Genomic DNA, 17970 nt, shown 5'->3' on the forward strand with positions numbered 1-17970 from the left:
CGTTAAGAATTTTAAAGAAGTGTTTCTTGATTTTTACAAATGGTTTATCATAGGAGGGGGAGAGATTTCTTTTACAATGGGAGAGGAGAACAATAATGAACAAAAAGTGGGGTTTGTCGGCCGCTGCATTGCTGCTTACAGCAGCAGTAATTCTGCCGGGATGTGCAAGTAAACAGGAGGCGCCAAAAGAGGCCTTAAAATCAGCCGCTACTAAAGCGACTACAATGTCATCTTATGAGATGAAGAGTAAATTCACGATCAACGATCTTACGATCGAGACCTCTGACGCTGAATCTGCTGCAATGACTACACAGGTACTTAGTATGCTTAAGAATGCTGATATTACCATTGATGGGGTATATCAAGCAGAGCCAATGCAGACAGAACTAACTATGGTTCTGAATCTGAAAGGCGATATGAGCATGAGCTTTAATGTTCCTATGGTAATGACTGCCGAGAAGTTGTATGTTAAGATTCCATCTATTCCTTTCGTACCGATTCCTGAGACGATCCTCAATAAGTTTGTAGAGGTTGATCTGAAGGCGTTGGCAGAGCAGGAGGGTGCAGAATTTAACCCAAGTACGATGGATACTCAAAAAATGCAGAAGCTGTCTAATGAAGTGGTGGACACTGTCCTAGCTGAATATGACGAAGAAAAATATTTTAACGAGATTGATCCCAAAGATGCTAATTTACCAGAAGGTGTGGAAGCTAAACAAGTCGTTCAGTTCCAAGTGACTAACGATAATGTTAAAGAAGCAATCACTATCTTGGTGAATAATGCCCTGCCAAAAATCATTGATATCGTAAGCAAGGAAGAATACAAGGATATGCTGCAGATTAAAGATGCAGATCTAGCTAAGGCTAAAGAAGAACTGACATCAGGTGAAGCTAGAACTGAATTGGATAAGGGCTTAGCTGATCTTGATAAGTACCTTACCATCAACCAGTTCCACTATAATACTGCGATCAATAAGGACGGATACGCTGTGTATCAGGATTTATTGATGGATGTTAAAGTAAATGATCCGGAAGATGGCACAAAAGTGGCCTTCTCAGTAAATGGAACGGGCCAATACAGCAAGATCAACGAAAAGCCGGTATTCAAGATTGGTATCCCTCAAGGTGATGATGTAATTACAATGGATCAACTTGGAGAAGAATTCGGTGGTTTGGGAACTTATTAATCCCAGTTCGCAAGATAAAGACCCGCATGAGGCGTATATTATACGCCCATGCGGGTCTTTTTTTAGGAAAAAAAGTAGCACTGATTCCTGCGACAATGCAGAATCCTATTTCTGTTCCTCTGTCAGCACATCTTCAGTTAAGATTGCGTAGGTTTGGTGATCCTGCCACTGTCCATTTATTTTAAGATACTGACGGGCAACCCCTTCAGGTTTAAACCCACTCTTCTCCAGGACTCTTCGGGAAGCTTCATTATGCAATAAAATAGCTGCCTGAACTCTATGTAGACCTAAGGCTCGGAAAGCATAGCCAAGGACTAATCCGACCGCTGCTGTCATATAACCTTGTCCTTGCATCCGATGATCCATTAAATATCCTAAATCAGCATATTGTGCTACACCTCGTGAGACGTTGGACAATGTGATCTGACCGATTAGCTGTCCATCCAGCAGATAAATGCCGAACATATAAGCTCTGTCCTGTAGGGCGTCCTCAATACGCTGATTGATGATCTGTTGCTGACTCTCCAGGGTAAAGAAGTGCTCATCACGTTTTGGCTCAAACGGTTCGTGGGTTACCCGGTTATTTAAACGAAGCTCCAGCAGGCTCTGTGCATCCTTAAGCTCAAGTGGAGAAATATAGATCCCTTGAGAGGTATGATATAGAGTAAGGGTCATTTAGGAGTCCTCCTTTTGTTTAATTGGCTTTTTACGTAAACGGCGAAAGAAGGAGGTGAGTAGATCTGCACATTCTTCTTGTAAAACATCCTGTATTACCTCAGTTCTATGATTAAATCGCGGCTCTTCAAGCAAGTTCATGAGGGTCCCGGCACATCCAGCTTTAGGGTCAGGCGTTCCATATACCGTGAGAGGCACTCTGGATTGCACTATTGCTCCTGCACACATCGGACAAGGTTCTAGGGTGACGTACAGCTGGCAATCCAGCAGACGCCAAGAATTCATGACATTGCTGGCCTCACGAATGGCTACCATCTCAGCATGGGCTGTCGAATCCATTGTCGTTTCTCGTAAATTGTATCCACGTCCTATAATTTCACCATGTCGAACAATGACAGCGCCAATAGGAACCTCACCTAATGCCTCAGCTTTACGTGCTTCTGCGATCGCCTGCCTCATCCAATATTCATGAACCGCTTGTATATCTTCTGGCGATTCACTGGCTTTAATATTCAAGATCATCTTCCCTTCTTCTATAACCATTGTACAACGAACAAATATTCGTTCTTAACAAAATGTGCATAACTCTGTGGATAACAGCCTACTTATACACATTTTTGTACACACCGGACTTTAATAATTTGTTTATATGTGCATAAGATGTGGATGGTTTCTTATATATTGTAGAGAAACACCTTTTGAATTTCAATATTTGGTGAATTAATAGGCTTGTTTTAAATGTCCTTTTCAAATGAGGGGGCAAAAGGTATGATGTTTATTATAGGCTCCGCAAGGATTTACCAGTGGATAAGAGGTGAATAACAGTTTGTCCATAAAGACAAAACTATCTGCTATTATTTTTGGAGCGGTACTGCTAATTTTAGCATTGAATCTGACATTTAACCTTTATGCCGCTCAGAATAATCTAAGAAATGAAAACGTAAATAATATGCAGATCACCGCTATGCAAATGGCTGTTTCTGTAGAACAAAGTAACTATAGCTCTAACTATGTAGAATATCAAATCGCGCATAACTTAAGAATGGCTGCCATCTTTGCCTCTAAGGAATTGGGTCCGGATTATAAGAATATAACCAACGCTCAACTTAAGGCCCTAACTTCCAAGTTGGGCGTGTCTAATATTTCAATTCTGGTAAAGACTGATAATGATATCGTGGTGACAAGGGCATCAAATCCGATTGATATTGGAATGTCCACTCAAGGTTGGGGGTACTGGTACCTTGCCCTTTTGGAGTTATTTGATAATCAGGAAGTCACTGTGGGACAAGGTCAGGCATTGGATCATTTTTGGTCAGGCCCATTTGAATATTCAACCTACAATCCCGATTTCATTGAGAAGTGGGGTTATTATCATGATGAAGCAAGCAACTACATCATTAATCCTGTTATTCTCAATACTGCGGCAAGTGAATATATCGAAATCACCAACCCCGATCAAATTGTAGAGCGAACCAAAGAAGTTAATCCTGGGATTTTAGAGCTTACAGGATTTAATCCAACAACATTTGGTTTAGCAAGTATGGCGGGTGATGGAAGCGATGCATTTAAAAAGAAACTTGGCAACCGCCCAATTAAGTTCGGTACCTATACTTATGGTAATGTGGAGCAAGATAAAGCGGCTATTCTATTAGCTCAGCAGAAGCAGAAGCCAGTTACACTGGAGACGAAGGTACATGGGAAAAGAGTGCTCAAAAGCTTCATTCCTATTCAGAATCCTAAAATGGAGCCTTACGTAATCGGTGTAGTTTTGGATTATTCTGTGATTTCATCCGTAGTTCATGAACAATTAGCCAATTATTTGACTACGTCTCTGTTATTGCTGGCATTATTTTTGCTATGTAGTTACATACTTTCAGGTTTTATTACTCGTCCAATTCAGGATATACTTGCCAAAGTCAATGACGTAGCGCGAGGTAAGTTCGAACCTCCATTAAAGGTAACCTCTCGTGATGAGTTAGGTCAATTAGCCTTGCGGATTAACGCTATGACTTCTCATCTTATGCAACGCACCAATCGTCTTAAGCAGACGCTGGAAGAGAACCGGGCGGTTAAGGAGCATTTGGAATCCGTAATTAACGGTACGTCGGATGCGATTCATACGTTGGATATGGAGGGACGAATCACTAGCACTAACAGAGCCTTTGAGGAGCTGTACGGATGGAGTGCAACAGAAGTGATAGGCAATATGCCATATCTTGTACCCGCGACAGCGCTTAAGCAAGAGGAAGAGCGGCTTGACGCGTTAAGAAATGGTGCAGTTCTGCCGCCGATCGAGACAGTGAGACTTAAACGGGACGGATCATTAGTTGAAGTTAGCGTTAGTACCTCGATAATTCGAGATGAAGAGGGTTATCCCCATTCCTTTATTCACGTTTCTCGTGATATGACGGAACGCAATCGAATGGAGGAGCTGCTTAGACGCTCTGAGAAACTAACTACAGTCGGCCAATTGGCCGCAGGAGTAGCTCATGAGATTCGTAACCCGCTTACCACGTTAAAAGGATTTCTACAGCTTCAACAGGAGAAGGAGCTCTTGGTTCCGCTTCATGTAGAGCTGATGTTATCCGAGCTGGAGCGGATTAATCTTATCGTCAGTGAATTTTTAATCCTGGCTAAGCCGCAAGCCGTTCATTTTCAGGAGAAAGATCTTCGCTACATATTAGGTGATGTAGTTTCTCTATTGGATAGTCAGGCTCATCTACATGATATTCAATTTAGTACGAAATTCTCTGAACAACCTGCTACTGTACATTGTGAAGAGAACCAGCTGAAGCAGGTATTTATTAATATTGTTAAAAATGCAATTGAGGCTATGCCTGAGGGTGGCGTCATTTCAATGGAACTGTGGAACTCTGTGGATTGCGTCTTTATTGTAATCAAAGATCAGGGTGAAGGGATTCCAGAGGACGTGCTGCCTAAGCTGGGTGAACCGTTCTTCACGAATAAGGAATCGGGGACTGGTCTTGGGTTAATGATTAGCCAGCGTATTATTCAGGCTCATAAGGGTCATTTGGAAATACAAAGTGAAGTTGGCCGGGGGACAACCGTTATGATTAAGCTGCCTGCAGCTGGAGGGGTTACACCTTGGCTCAACATTAAGGATGAACGGAGTGAAGAACAACGTGAGAATTAATAAATTCATCAGTGAGACAGGGTACTGTTCACGCCGAGAAGCAGACAAGCTTGTGGATGCCGGCAGAGTTACGATCAACGGAGAGCCTGCTGTGCTGGGCAGTCAGGCTGTTCCGGGCGATGATGTGCGAATAGATGGTATAGCGCTTGAAACCTCAAGCCAGACGGTCTACATTGCTCTAAACAAGCCGGTAGGGATTACATCAACCACAGAACAGCATATCAAGGGGAATATTGTCGATTTTGTAGGTCATCATGAGCGTATATTCCCGATTGGTCGTCTCGATAAGGATTCGGAAGGATTAATCTTGCTTACTAATGATGGTGACATCGTTAATAAAATTTTGCGGGCGGAAGGCCGGCATGAAAAAGAATATGTGGTTACCGTGGACAGACCCATTACGCCATCATTTATTACCGGCATGTCCAGCGGCGTGAAAATATTAGGTGAGAAGACGCTGCCCTGTGAGGTCACGCGTATTACGGAGCGTGTCTTCCGTATTATTTTGACAGAGGGCAAAAATCGTCAGATTCGTCGTATGTGCAGCGCTTTTGGCTATGAGGTTCGAAAGCTGCAACGCATTCGGATTATGAATATTCGCCTGGGGGCATTGCAAACGGGAGAATGGCGGGAGCTGTCTGCTGATGAGAAGAAAGAGCTTGGAGCTACGCTGAACTACGAGTTACTGTAGGAGTGTCATTACAATAATACAGTTCCATATAGAATGTAGTACTGCAAAAAAAAAAGAGCTGTCCGGGGTCTAAGACCTTTGGACAGCTCTTTTTATTACCTTACGAAATCACTTATTCAGCAGAGGGAACAATCCCTGTAAACTCTTTGGTTTCTTGATATTTGCGAATAATGGAAACCTCTACCCGGCGATTCTTGCTTCGACCGGTAGCTGTGTCATTATCCGAAATAGGATGATACTCGCCGTATCCAATCGCACTAAATTTGCGCGGATTTAGATTCGTGTTCTGCAGCAAAATCTTCATAAACTGAAGTGCCCGATCCGCACTCAGATCCCAGTTGGATGAATAGTTGCTATTAGAAATCGGAATATCGTCGGTGTGCCCTTGCACTACTACATCATAATCCGGGAATTGCTGCAGCATCGTTGAGATGGATTTAGCTAATTGCCGCGAATCATCCTTAACAATGGCTTGGCCAGAGGCGAACAATGCGTTATCACTGATCGTAATCATTAGCTGAGATTGATTAAGCTTCGTACTGAGCAGATCAGTTAGACCGTTGCTCTTAATATATTGATCGAATTGTTTCTTAAGCTTCTCTAAATCCTCTTGTTCCTTTTGTCGTAGCTTTGCCATTTCTGCTTCTTCAGCTTTCTTGGAAGTAGAGCTACCCATCTTATCATTTTTCCCTAGATCTTCTTGAGTCTTACTAGGCATTGCTGCCCGCTCTTCAAGAATACCTGTACCGCCATTAAGTGCGGAACTGAAGGCTTGACTCATCTCTTCAAATTTCTTGGCATCCGTTGCGCTCATAGAATACATAACGATGAACAGAGCCACCAGAAGAGTCATGAGGTCGGAATAAGGTAACAGCCACGATTCATCGGCATGTTCTTCATGCTCTTCGTGTCTAGTCTTTTTGCTCACCTGATCCACCGTCCTTCTCATTTAACTTAACGCGTTGCGAAGGTGTTAGGAATACAGCAAGCTTCTGATTGATGGCAATAGTAGATACACCGGACTGTATGGACAAAAGACCTTCGACCATCATCATTCGAACTTCGATTTCTTGTTTGGAGAGACGTTTCAGCTTATTAGCAATAGGATGCCATAATACGTAACCTGTAAAGATACCAAGCAAAGTGGCGATGAAGGCAGCCCCGATTGCCGCAGCCAATTTGTTCATATCACTCATATCAGCCAGAGCGGCGATGAGGCCGATAACCGCCCCGAGCACCCCAAGGGTAGGAGCATACATACCTGCCTGTGAGAAAATGAGCGCTCCTGCTTTATGTCTATCCTCTGTGGCGTGGATATCCTCCATGAGGACATCGCGGACAAAATCCTGATCATTTCCATCAATGATCATCCGCATGCCATTCCTGAGGAAGTTATCTTCTATTTCATCGACCTTTGATTCTAGAGCCAACAGACCTTCACGCCGTGTGATAGAAGCCCATTCCATAAACATAGTGATTAATTCGGGTTTACTGATTAATTTCTTTTTGATAAAGATCATTTTGAACAGACTTGGAATCTTTTTGACCTCGTTGAAAGGAAAGGCCATGAAAATAGACGCTGCCGTACCCACCAAGATAATAACGTAAGCAGCAGGTGTGGCCAAAGCATGAAGTGGAGCGTGCTTGAGGATCATGCCCCAGATTACAGCAACCAAACCAAAAATTAAACCAATTATTGTTGAAATTTCCATTTTGCACCTCGTCCGTGAGATTTAAGATGTGTTCCGACAATGCCGCGTATATCATCCTTGAAACAGCGGCAGGGCACTCTGTGCGAAACCGAATTAACGTATATTCTTATTTATCGACATCATTCGGTTTTTTGTGAAGTCATTTTTTCGGCTATAATGGATAAGGTAAGTAATTATTCATCTGTGAAGAAAACGGAGTGATATACGTGGGTGTAAAGCATGGTAGAGATTACGGTGAAATTCTAACAGATTTGACCGAAGCCGTCGGACGAATTTCCGATGGATATTTATTTTTTGAGATGGATCCGGACGAGTGGCAGGAACTACCCCAAGAATCAAAGCTGGAGGTATGGGAAGCATTGGCTGAGGATCTTTTCTTCGCGCTGGGTAATGAACCTATGATTGAAGTGGGGAGCGGCGTAATTATTTACGATAAAGATACGCACCGCATTAATATTTTAGTTGGCGAAGAGGATTTGGCTTCAGTGGTTTTGATTTAGGCAGAGGAGACGTCTGGACGTAATTTGCCCGTAGTTAGTAGCCCGTGTTAAAATTGATAAGGCAGAGTTATAATCGCTGGGATTTGTGAATACATTAAATCGAAAATATCGCCTTTATCCTGGCACATCCCTTGGACCTCAGAAGCTAAGGGATGTTTTGTTTAAAGCCTAAGACAAGTAAAGGGAACTGCGCACTTTACTGCAATTTTTTGTAAGGGAGGAAACGAATTGTTATTTACGGAAGAGGAACTGCGTGAGGAGATCACCAAGCTAGAGGGCTGGAAGCTGGAAGATAACGTTATGGTACGAAAATATATGTTCAGCCAATATATGAAGGGCATTGCGTTTGTTGATGAAGTAGCCACGATTTCAGAAGCCTTCGATCATCATCCACATATTACGATTGATTATAAAACAGTTACACTGCGACTGGAATCTAATGAAGAAGATGGGATTACGGCTCTAGATCTTCGAGAGGCGCATCAATTTAATGAAGCCTTTGAAAAAAATCACTAGTTTAGCCGAAATCATAAAATAAACGCCCGTGCAGAGATAGTCACCTATCTCATACACGGGCGTTTTTAGTTGCTTGGGTGGGTTACTTTTTCTCTGAGAGCCAGAGTGCGACGTTGGCGATCTCTTCAGGCGCTAGTTTCTCCTTAAAGGAAGGCATTTGGCCACGTCCTTTAGTGACGATGCTATAGATTTCCTCAGCGTCATGCTGGCCACCTTCATTCTGAAGACTTGGTCCAACTCCACCTTGAAGCTGATCGCCGTGACAGGTGATACAGCTGGCTTTCACGGTTGCTTCTGCCTTTGCCGCGTCCAGTTGAACTACCGGCATCGTGGGCTTGTTTTCTTCAGCTACCTCTTCTTTACCCGGAAGTGTAAACATGAGTACTACCGCAAAGGCACAGGCGGCAAAAAACAAACCGCTCATGATCCATTTCTGCATCCCAATTCGTCCCTTCTATGTAAGCTGCTCCCTACATTATAGCTTATGGTGAAGCGTTATCATAGGGTTTGTGACAAAAAAATGAACGAGAATACAATCATTCTTATGAAATATCTGGTATTTAATATCATTTGTCATAGACCATGCAATAAAAAGGTTTGTCTCCTGTAGGTGTGCGGCGTTCATACGTATCTGTAATCGTAAATCCACATTTTTGATAAGTTCGAATGGCGCGTTGGTTCCAGGTCAGGACTTCTAGATCTATCTCTCGATCAGGATAACGACTCAAGGCTGTCTGGACGATGGCATCTACGAATAGTTTGCCTAAACCATGGCCGCATAGATCGGGGCGCATCCCAACTCCTAAACGGACGACTCCTTCCATCGGGAACAACTGTGCGAATCCGCACAAAACCTCTTGTTCATTTAATATGGAGATATATTGTTCCTCCCGGAGCTGCGGATCACCAAACTCGATGCCAAGAGCCTGCATCTGCTCCCACGGCATCCAGCCATAAATATTATATGGGGGCGTATAGCTCCACTTACAAATAGCTTCTCCGTGAATTGCCTCCATAGGAACAACATGAAAAGTTACCGAGGGATTTATCATAAAGTCAACGATCTCCTTTCACGAGGACATTGCTATATTACTAATTATATACAAAATGGGGGAGGTTCGACTCAGAAACTTTATATGAGAGGAATGTTTTACAAATTATGAGAGGGGTAAATAAGTAATAAGACAAAAAAACAAGCTCTCCTCCAAGAGTTACCTTGGAAAAGAGCCTATGTACGTTACTTATTGCACATCATCATTGTCTTCCGATTCAGCAGCAACCGATTGATAAGCGTCTGTGCTCATAATGCGCTTGGCACCAACGTAGCGTTTCACGTAGTAGCTATCACTCAGAGAGCTAATCGTAACACCGCGTGAGGTAGAAGCGTGTGCGAACTTACCTTCACCGACATAAATGCCGACATGTGAGACACCTTTGCCACTTGTATTGAAGAATACAAGATCTCCGGCTCTTATATCATCACGGGAGATTGCTGTGCCCATTTGATATTGGGAACCTGATTGGTGTGGAAGGTTAATGCCAATCTTATCAAACACATACATTGTAAATCCGGAGCAATCAAATCCGTTAGTGGATATACCGCCGGATACGTATTTAGTACCGATGGCCTTGTCAATCACTTTATCCATTTTGGAATCTGCGAAAGCGCTTCCTGCTCCGATGGTGAGGATGATGGAAAAGCTTAGTACTGCTGCTGCTAACTTCTTCTTCAAAAGTGTATACCCCTTCCAAATGCCTACGAGGTTAGCTTAAGGGTTCGGTTGAAGGTCCCCTATGACCCCTCTATATAATGGAGGTCAATTCACCCAAAGTTGGTTCCCCCGTTTTCCTAATAGTTAGGAAACTCGGCTCATACTGTTGATTAGGATTAGCTTGTAATCAATACATGACAAAACCTTTGTAAATAACAACTTAATGATTACAAAAATGTTACTAAAATCTCACTGCGCTAATTGTAACAAACAGAAAGCCGCTTGGCAATCGTTTTTAACATATTAATGCAGAAAAATTGGCATTTTTACGGTAGAAAGGCATATGTAAGCGTTAATAATGACCTAATTTTTAATATAATTGCAATTTTTATCAAATAAACGTGTTTCAATTGGGCTCTATTAGTGTAAAAATATATTATGGAAAAAAGAAAAACCCGAATTTGATTACGGGAATAATCAGATTCAGGTTCATATAGTTGTAATTATGAGGTTATAGTTGTGAGGAAGGTTTCAATCGAAGGCTACAGCTTGATAAGCTGAAGTACTCATTACTCTTTTAGCGCCAACATAACGATTGGCCCAGTAGGCCTGACTGAGTGAAGTGATGGTCACTCCACGCGAAGAGGACGATTGTGCGAATTTTCCGTTTCCAACATAAATGCCGACATGGGATACTCCATTGCCAAGTGTGTTAAAGAACACTAGATCACCAGAACGCAGATTGCTTTTGGATACAGCAGTTCCAACGCTATATTGAGCTTTTGATGTACGAGGTAAAGTAAGACCCACATTCTTGAATACATATTTTGTAAATCCAGAGCAATCAAATCCGGCAGTGCTTGTACCTCCGGTTTTATAGGCAACTCCAATAGTCTTTGAGATTACAGTGTCCATCTTAGAGTCGGCAAAGGCGCTTCCTCCACCAATAGATAATGCCATTACAAGTCCTAGCGCCGCAGCGACGCATTTTTTTCTTAAATTATGTCTTTTCAAAAGATGTACTCCTTCCAAGGCCTGCGAGGTTAGCTTAAGGGTTCGGTAGAAGATTCCCTATGATCCCTGTAAAGCGAGATCAATTCACCCAAAATATGGTTCCCCCACTTCCCGGTGCAAAGGAATTAGGCGTGTTAAGCACCAAGAGAATGACGTTTCGACAGTTACACTTACGATAAATACATTTAGTTATGTAGGAATCGTTTCAATTGATTACAAAATTGTTACTAATAGCACAGGACTTATTGTAACAGAGCTTTTATGATTTTGCAAATACTCTTAAGTTATCCGTAATGAGAAAAAGTCCCAGCTCCTGAATACAGGAATTGGGACCTTTTTATTACGTCAAATAAGGTTAATTTATTGTGGAAATGCTTTGCTACACCATAGATGATATTGTGCAGAGATTCCCCACATTTTTAAGAGCGTAGAAGGTAGTGGTGAGATTTGCCGTATTATAAGTGCCGGCAGGCCGGGACAGAACAGACCCGTCAGTCCGCACACTAGCAGTAAGAGCAAGCCTCCCGCACCAAGTACAATGGAAACACCTATAGCAGGAATCAGTGACCGCAAGCAGATGAACAGTGAGGAGAACATTCCTGTACCGCCGGTGTAACCAAACTGCATATATAGAAGAAACAGGCGCACGATAAAAATATATATAAGCCATGCCAATACGTATGGTACTAAATGAAGTAACAAAGTGTAGTTAAACAAAGAGGATAAGAACAGCCCGTACATTTTTGGAGCAAGCCAGTAAAGCGGCAGCAGGGTCAGCACCCATTCGATTAGGCTAAAGACTAAGACAGGTAGTCCATAGATCTTCATGCCGGGGAAAAAGAACAGCCCGCGCTCGCCCTTTCGCTCCTGGTGCAGCTCATGCAGCAATCCTGCCCTTATGAAAGGAGAAAGCAGAAGTCGCAAGACAACAAGTCCTAGAAGCATCCATAACCAAGTGCGTATCGCAGGGTCAGTATTCAAGCTGAACTGTCCCTCGATATAATACAACAGTCTGCCCATACCGCTGCCGCCGGCGTCTTTATCTGGATAGCGCAGTAGAATTGGAATAATAGCAGATCGGATGAAACCATACATAAAGTAGCCCCAGAGCAGTCGGTAGATGAAGAGCAGAATTAAAATATAAAATTGCTCCTTCATGCTTTGCCAGCCGCGGGTTATCGATGTTCTCACAATCATTCACCTCACCAGACAAGAGTTCCGAGCACGGTTTCAAGTAGTTTAGTTACACTTAACGTCCAGCGAGAGAGCGTCTTGGGCTCTATTTCCGCCAGCCTAAAGTTGTTTAAATGTTTGCTCTCCAATAAGATGGAATGCTCAGGGTCAATCTCAGCAGAGAGAAGAGGCTTATCGCTTAACAATTGAAACGTAGTCTCTGCTCCTTCACCGTTCCAGACCCGCTGCACCGAAGAGCTGTCGGCGAATGTGAATTTCACGGGAACATCAACGTAATGGCTCCCTTTATTTGAAATCTTCACTAATGATTCGTAGCTTTGAGCATCGCCGCTGTTATTTTTTTTAAAAGTAATCGTATCTACTGAGAAGTCAGGCGCACCATCACCATAAATGTAATCATCGAAATATGCCTGCCATGATTTTTTGGTTACCTTCTCAACGACTTTCTGAAAATCTGACGTAGCGGGATGCTGGAAACGGAACTTACGAGCGTAGGAGGACATGATGTTGTTCATTGCTTTGGTACCTACCTGGCGTTCGATATCTTTAAGTACAAGCTTGCCGCGGATATAAACATTTCGGCTATAGGAATCCGCCCCTGCATATTTCCACGTTTCCAGATTTAACGGCTCAGGTATAGTCACCAGGCTGGCCTGTAAAGGCAAATTAGACTTGATACCGTATTCTTGTTCCATAAGTCTGTCTTCGGCATAGGAAGTAAAGCTTTCATCCAGCCAAGCCTCTTCGAATTCATTACTGGCTACCATACCGTAGAAGTATTGATGGCCGATCTCATGAATGACGGTTCTTTCAAGTGAGGTATCTGGAGAAGAATCTGCGGCCCCAAAGGCTGTAATAAGGGTAGGATATTCCATTCCTCCAGCGCCGTTTCCCTCCTTAGGTGGGACGATAATAGACAGCGTAGAGTAGGGATAAGGGCCATACCATTTGCTGAAGTAGGTCAGGGCAGCCTTGGCAGCTTGAAGGTAACGCTCTTGTAAGTCTTTGTGCAGTGGGTCGAGATACACCTTAATTCGTACTCCAGGCACTTCCGGCGTAGAGAAAGCTTCCTCTGCTACTGTAAAATCAGGGGATGCAGCCCAAGCGAAGTCGTGGACATCATCGGCGTAGAACTGATATATTTTTTGATCTTGTTTGAGCTTGGCATTTTTTACAGGAAATCCGGTCGCAGCCACCGTATAGTTGGAAGGAACGGCAATCGTTACATTAAAGATGCCAAAATCACTGTAAAACTCAGAGGTCCCGTGATACTGATGCAGGTCCCAGCCTTCTTCTTTAACTCCGCGTGTGCCCTTAGGCTCGTATACACTAAGCTTAGGGAACCATTGCCCAGCCATAACGAAGTTACCTGAAGCACCCATGCGAGCAAAGATTTTGGGCAGCTGGACTTCATACTGAAGCTTAAGTGTTACACTTTCCCCACCATTAACAGGCTGAGGAAGATGTACCTTTAGAAGCGTCTTATCGTTGATATTGCCGTCATCAGGTTGAACATATTGCACTCTTTGCATTAGCGAAGTTCCCTCTGTCGTGCGCAGATCGGTCAGCGTCATATTTCCGAAGCCGTTCTCAGGCATGCTGTCGCCTCTGAGCGTCCCCCCGGATTCCTTCATAAAGGTGGTATCTGATGAGGCAAATGCATTTGGATACATGTGAAAATATAAATCACTTACTGGCTTTACTCCGGGGTGTGTCCAGGTTACTGTCTCAGAAGCTTTTAAGGTTTCTGTGTCAGGAACAAGCTGGACATCAATGTGATACTCGACTACCCGCTGGCTTAAAGCCTCCTCTGCCGGGACGGGTGCGCTCTCAGGCAATACCTGCTGTGGTACGGCTGCAGGCGCTGTGCCGCTGGAGGACTTGGCCTCTTTTGAAGCAAAGCTAGTAACAGAAGCTGTTGAGCTATCCCCTGAAAAGGCCCATATTCCTCCTCCCAGCAGCGCGAGGATGGCCAGGGTCGCAAAGATGATGTACTTTAATGACAGTGACTTCATAGTGTGATTCCTCCCGTGACAAGCATCTACGGGATGTATATGTTTGCAATCGCCGCATTATTAGCTAAAATTAAATTATTCGTAAGAGGAAGGGTGTGCACTCGTGGACAACATACAACCGGAGGGCAAGAAACAGATTGCCTTAAATATTGTGAACGCTAAAAGTAAACATAAAGGCTTTGGAGCAGGCTCTATAGATCTCAACAACGTTTCACCTGTCATTATTGATGGTGATGTGGCGGTTATTGATATCGGTGCCATGCATGCCAAGAGCAAGGTGGAAAAAGGAATTAAATTTTCCATGAATCGTGAAGATGTACCGAATGGAAGACAGGTTTGGGTGGTATGGGTAGCGGTAGACCGTACATTGGAAGCTCAATTTTATGGTGGAATCACAGCCTGTGAAATGTGGATTGATACAGAAGCGCGCCGCGGATGGAAAATTCTTGCCGAGCATGTCAATAAGCTGGATGCAGCTCTTAAACGCAAGATCGATGTGGCAGGGCTTGGAGCCATTGAGAAGTCGGCGCTCAAATCCCTTCTGATCTCTCATAATGAAGCATGGTGGAATGCATCCTCAGATGAGCTTAAAGCTGCACTGACTGAATAGTATAGGAGCCTTCAGAAGGGTTATCCGATATAGAAAAAGCTTCGACCTCCGGAAATAGGAGCGTCGAAGCTTTTTTAATTTATGATTTGCTTGTGCTGCTAAGCTTGCGTTTGAGCTGACTCACTCTGGCTTGGCTAATCCCGAGGATTTCTGCAAGTTCTTTTTGGTTGGCATAGGGATGATCTTCAATAGCTTGTTCCAGACGTTGGCACATTTCCTCTGTCTTCGACTTTCGGATGCTGGTGTTGTGCTCAGGTGCCTCAACAACAAAATCCTCACGTGACTCTGGCAATTGAGACATGCGTTCAGGATCGACAATTTCTTTTAGACAGCTGCTACAAATAAACTGCTCTTTATAGTAGGTGACATGGTCGTGGCTTCTGCAAAATGTACACTCTGTCGAGGTGTACTTCCTAAGGACGATGATTTTTTCGTCTAAAACAAAAAATTCGATAGGATCACCAATGTCGATATTACGCGTCATACGGATTTCTGCGGGAACCACAATTCTCCCAAGACTGTCTAAACTCCGGATCATGCCTGTATCCTTCATCCCATGTCCCTCATTTACATCATTATATTTTGGTTTCTAATAACTATTATAGCAGTAATTGAGAGTTAAGAGAATGGGGTAAGCATAATAAATAAAACGGTTACATCCCTTATGTGATAAGTGATATTTGAATTTGGAAATCCTGTTGTTACTACAATATATAACTTATAAAAAAAGAAAAATCCCTTCAATATAAATGAAGGAGCTAATTCAACCACCAGCGTTTAATGTTCTTCCATAGGGAACGATTCTCTTCAGCAGGATCTACCTTGCTTTGTGTGTCATCGACAGCAGGAGCGGCGCCAGTTCCATGCAATTCGCAGTATTCGGTGGGCTCAGTTCCACTAATAAAGGTTTCCAGTTCTTTGTCGGGACATGCTGCTGTAGCAAGTTTACCGGATTGCGGATTGACGTATACGCTGACCACTCCATCTGGAATGGGGAAAATTTTTGGAGGGACATTTTCCAGCGCTTTTTCAGTAAATTGGGCGAAAATAGGAGCCGCACGCCGTCCGTCGGTAGTTGCGATGTCGCGCCCCTTGTCGTATCCAACCCAGACTGCCGTGGATAGCTCCGGGGTGAATCCTACCATCCAGCCATCTGTATCCGTAGTGCCGGTCTTGCCGGCTACCGGACGTTTGATTATGGAAGCCACACGATTGCCCGTCCCCCCAGTCTCGAATACCCCCTCCATTAAACGAGTCAGGACATAGGCAGCTGAAGGTTCTACGACGGTTACTCCTTTGGGTTGAGGTGCTTCATACAGGACCATGCCATTTGAATCGGTTATTTTTAGAATGGCTGTGGTCGGCATTTTCTGACCGCTGTTTCCAATTACAGCAAAAGCCGCAGCCATTTCAAGCGGACTGATCGGTGAAGTGCCTAGTGCCAGCGAAGGTACGCTTTGAAGTGGACTGTCAATGCCCATCTTCGCAGCCATTTCGCTTACTTTATCCGCGCCGATCTTCATAATTGTATTAACAGCATAGATATTGTCCGATGCTGCGATAGCTTGCCGCATATTAATTTCACCCAGATACTTATCCCCAAAGTTTCGGGGCTGATACGTTTTGCGGTTGTTATCATAATGAAACATCGTTGGCTGACTATTGAAGACCGAAAGTCCTGTCATCTCTTTGGAAGAGAGTGCGGCCAAATACATAATCGGCTTAAAGGAAGAACCCGGCTGGCGTGTGGTGGCCAAAGCATGATTGTACTGGTTGGTACGATAATTTTTTCCGCCGACCATTGCTTTGATGTAACCGGTGCGAGGATCGATGGATACAAGCGCAGTCTCCAGATCACTAGTTTGATCCATCTCTGTGTCAACGGCATTTTCTGCGGCATGCTGCATGTCAGGGTCAAGGGTGGTATAGACATTTAGTCCGCCTTGCTCCAGCTCATCATTACTGATGTGGAGCGATTCTATAGCCAAATTGCGGATATAATCCCGGAAATAAGGCGCAGCTACAAGCGTATCCTTTTGCCCTTGCGGCTTGAAGTTTAAGTTCTCTTGGACAGCTTGTCCGGCTTCTTCCTGAGTGATATTACCTAAATTCGCCATGACGGTCAGGATGATTCTCTGGCGCTTTTTAGCATTGTCCATGTGGTTGTATGGTGAATAATAGGTAGGTCCCTTTGGAATTCCAGCCAGCATGGTACTCTCTGCCAGGTCTAAATCAGCTGCAGATTTACCAAAATACATCCGTGAGGCTGCTTCAATGCCGTAAGCACCGTGGCCATAATAGATATTATTTAAATACATGTTCAGGATTTCATCTTTGCTGTATTTCATCTCCAGCTGCATCGTATAGACAGCTTCTTTAGCCTTGCGCGTCCACGTTTTTTCATGGGATAGGTAGAGGTTACGTGCGAGCTGTTGAGTTAGCGTACTAGCACCCTGCGACCGGTTCCCCTCTTCCAGATTGACAAGAACAGCTCGTGCCATCCCTTTCAGATCAAATCCGGAATGCTCATAAAATTTACGATCCTCGACTGCTAGTGTAGCTTCAATGAGCAGGGGAGAAATTTGACTTAATTTGACGGGTTCACGGCTGCGGCCGTCTGAGGTAAAGGTGGCAAGAACATTGCCCCGGGAGTCAAACAGCTTGGAGCGCACATCATCGCTAATCGGTGGAAGATCTTTTTGATATAGATAACCGAGCAGAGCTCCGGTGGTTAATACAAATAATATGATCAAGGCTGCCAGCAGCCGAAATAAACGCCGGAAGCGGCTTTTTCGTTTCGGTGGATTCGTTGATTCGCGTGTCATGGCACCAGACTCCTTTCTTTCATATTATGGGGAAGGATCTGGAAGGATATTCATTAGGGATATGGAGGGTAACAAATTGTTTCTATTTTGTGATTGTTTAAGGTAGATAGGGTATCCTCTCTGGCGGTATAACAGAGTAGGGATTGTGAGTAAGGGTATATACAT

At 43.8% G+C, this 17970-nt stretch carries 18 protein-coding genes and 2 riboswitches; of the genes, 6 read left to right on the forward strand and 12 right to left on the reverse strand.

Annotated elements, in window-relative coordinates; translation table 11 throughout:
- Window positions 1-95: 95 nt before the first annotated feature.
- Window positions 96-1187 (forward strand): hypothetical protein, encoded by a 1092-nt coding sequence (locus MHI25_RS00520; protein ID WP_076130388.1) that lies wholly within the window; start codon window positions 96-98, stop codon window positions 1185-1187.
- A gap of 105 nt (window positions 1188-1292) precedes the next feature.
- Here the strand turns inward: MHI25_RS00520 and MHI25_RS00525 are convergent, their stop codons facing one another.
- Window positions 1293-1862, reverse strand: coding sequence for a GNAT family protein (locus MHI25_RS00525; RefSeq protein ID WP_076187218.1), 570 nt, complete (start codon window positions 1860-1862; stop codon window positions 1293-1295).
- Window positions 1863-2384: a tRNA adenosine(34) deaminase TadA gene (gene tadA / locus MHI25_RS00530; RefSeq protein ID WP_340395641.1), complete on the reverse strand. Its 522-nt coding sequence runs from the start codon at window positions 2382-2384 to the stop codon at window positions 1863-1865.
- 304 nt (window positions 2385-2688) lie between these two features.
- Between tadA and MHI25_RS00535 the strand changes: the two genes are divergently transcribed.
- Window positions 2689-5016, forward strand: coding sequence for an ATP-binding protein (locus MHI25_RS00535; protein ID WP_340394803.1), 2328 nt, complete (start codon window positions 2689-2691; stop codon window positions 5014-5016).
- Window positions 5006-5707: a 23S rRNA pseudouridine(2604) synthase RluF gene (gene rluF, locus MHI25_RS00540; RefSeq protein WP_036679985.1), complete on the forward strand. Its 702-nt coding sequence runs from the start codon at window positions 5006-5008 to the stop codon at window positions 5705-5707. Before MHI25_RS00535 ends, rluF begins: the two co-directional genes overlap by 11 nt.
- 112 nt (window positions 5708-5819) lie before the next feature.
- Here the strand turns inward: rluF and motB are convergent, their stop codons facing one another.
- Together motB and motA are read right to left on the reverse strand one after the other, a co-directional pair.
- Window positions 5820-6635, reverse strand: coding sequence for a flagellar motor protein MotB (gene motB, locus MHI25_RS00545; protein WP_036679969.1), 816 nt, complete (start codon window positions 6633-6635; stop codon window positions 5820-5822).
- On the reverse strand, window positions 6619-7419 hold the full coding sequence (gene motA / locus MHI25_RS00550; RefSeq protein ID WP_036679967.1) for a flagellar motor stator protein MotA: 801 nt from the start codon (window positions 7417-7419) through the stop codon (window positions 6619-6621). The genes motB and motA overlap by 17 nt, the downstream gene beginning before the upstream one ends.
- Before the next feature lie 206 nt (window positions 7420-7625).
- Between motA and MHI25_RS00555 the strand changes: the two genes are divergently transcribed.
- Window positions 7626-7919 carry a hypothetical protein gene (locus MHI25_RS00555; protein WP_036679966.1) on the forward strand — a complete coding sequence of 98 codons (294 nt, stop codon included), beginning with the start codon at window positions 7626-7628 and terminating at the stop codon, window positions 7917-7919.
- Between the two features lie 228 nt (window positions 7920-8147).
- Window positions 8148-8435, forward strand: a complete 288-nt coding sequence (locus MHI25_RS00560) for a 4a-hydroxytetrahydrobiopterin dehydratase (RefSeq protein ID WP_076187214.1) — start codon at window positions 8148-8150, stop codon at window positions 8433-8435.
- 82 nt (window positions 8436-8517) lie between these two features.
- Here the strand turns inward: MHI25_RS00560 and MHI25_RS00565 are convergent, their stop codons facing one another.
- From MHI25_RS00565 to MHI25_RS00590, 6 genes are all read right to left on the reverse strand, one after another.
- Entirely contained in the window at window positions 8518-8874 is a 357-nt protein-coding gene (locus tag MHI25_RS00565; RefSeq protein WP_036679962.1) for a cytochrome c, read from the reverse strand.
- A gap of 127 nt (window positions 8875-9001) precedes the next feature.
- Entirely contained in the window at window positions 9002-9487 is a 486-nt protein-coding gene (locus MHI25_RS00570) for a GNAT family N-acetyltransferase (RefSeq protein WP_076280416.1), read from the reverse strand.
- Window positions 9488-9676: 189 nt separating this feature from the next.
- A complete protein-coding gene (locus MHI25_RS00575; protein ID WP_232061490.1) occupies window positions 9677-10129 on the reverse strand; it encodes a C40 family peptidase in 453 nt (150 codons plus the stop codon).
- Between the two features lie 44 nt (window positions 10130-10173).
- Window positions 10174-10316: riboswitch (cyclic di-AMP (ydaO/yuaA leader) on the reverse strand.
- Window positions 10317-10678: 362 nt separating this feature from the next.
- Window positions 10679-11107, reverse strand: coding sequence for a C40 family peptidase (locus tag MHI25_RS00580; RefSeq protein WP_076130394.1), 429 nt, complete (start codon window positions 11105-11107; stop codon window positions 10679-10681).
- Between the two features lie 57 nt (window positions 11108-11164).
- Window positions 11165-11303: riboswitch (cyclic di-AMP (ydaO/yuaA leader) on the reverse strand.
- A gap of 218 nt (window positions 11304-11521) precedes the next feature.
- Window positions 11522-12352, reverse strand: coding sequence for a hypothetical protein (locus tag MHI25_RS00585; protein ID WP_076130393.1), 831 nt, complete (start codon window positions 12350-12352; stop codon window positions 11522-11524).
- Between the two features lie 11 nt (window positions 12353-12363).
- The gene (locus MHI25_RS00590; protein WP_076187210.1) at window positions 12364-14370 is read right to left on the reverse strand and encodes a M1 family metallopeptidase; all 2007 of its coding nucleotides are present in this window, start codon (window positions 14368-14370) and stop codon (window positions 12364-12366) included.
- A gap of 103 nt (window positions 14371-14473) precedes the next feature.
- Between MHI25_RS00590 and MHI25_RS00595 the strand changes: the two genes are divergently transcribed.
- Window positions 14474-14980 (forward strand): YwhD family protein, encoded by a 507-nt coding sequence (locus tag MHI25_RS00595; protein WP_036679953.1) that lies wholly within the window; start codon window positions 14474-14476, stop codon window positions 14978-14980.
- Window positions 14981-15059: 79 nt separating this feature from the next.
- On the opposite strand, the gene MHI25_RS00600 is transcribed toward MHI25_RS00595, so the two are convergent.
- Together MHI25_RS00600 and MHI25_RS00605 are read right to left on the reverse strand one after the other, a co-directional pair.
- Entirely contained in the window at window positions 15060-15533 is a 474-nt protein-coding gene (locus MHI25_RS00600) for an AbrB/MazE/SpoVT family DNA-binding domain-containing protein (RefSeq protein WP_038568063.1), read from the reverse strand.
- A gap of 205 nt (window positions 15534-15738) precedes the next feature.
- Entirely contained in the window at window positions 15739-17805 is a 2067-nt protein-coding gene (locus tag MHI25_RS00605) for a PBP1A family penicillin-binding protein (RefSeq protein ID WP_076305518.1), read from the reverse strand.
- Window positions 17806-17970 lie beyond the last annotated feature (165 nt).

Source organism: Paenibacillus sp. FSL E2-0177 (genome assembly GCF_037992975.1).
Taxonomy (GTDB): Bacteria; Bacillota; Bacilli; order Paenibacillales; family Paenibacillaceae; genus Paenibacillus_AQ; species Paenibacillus_AQ odorifer.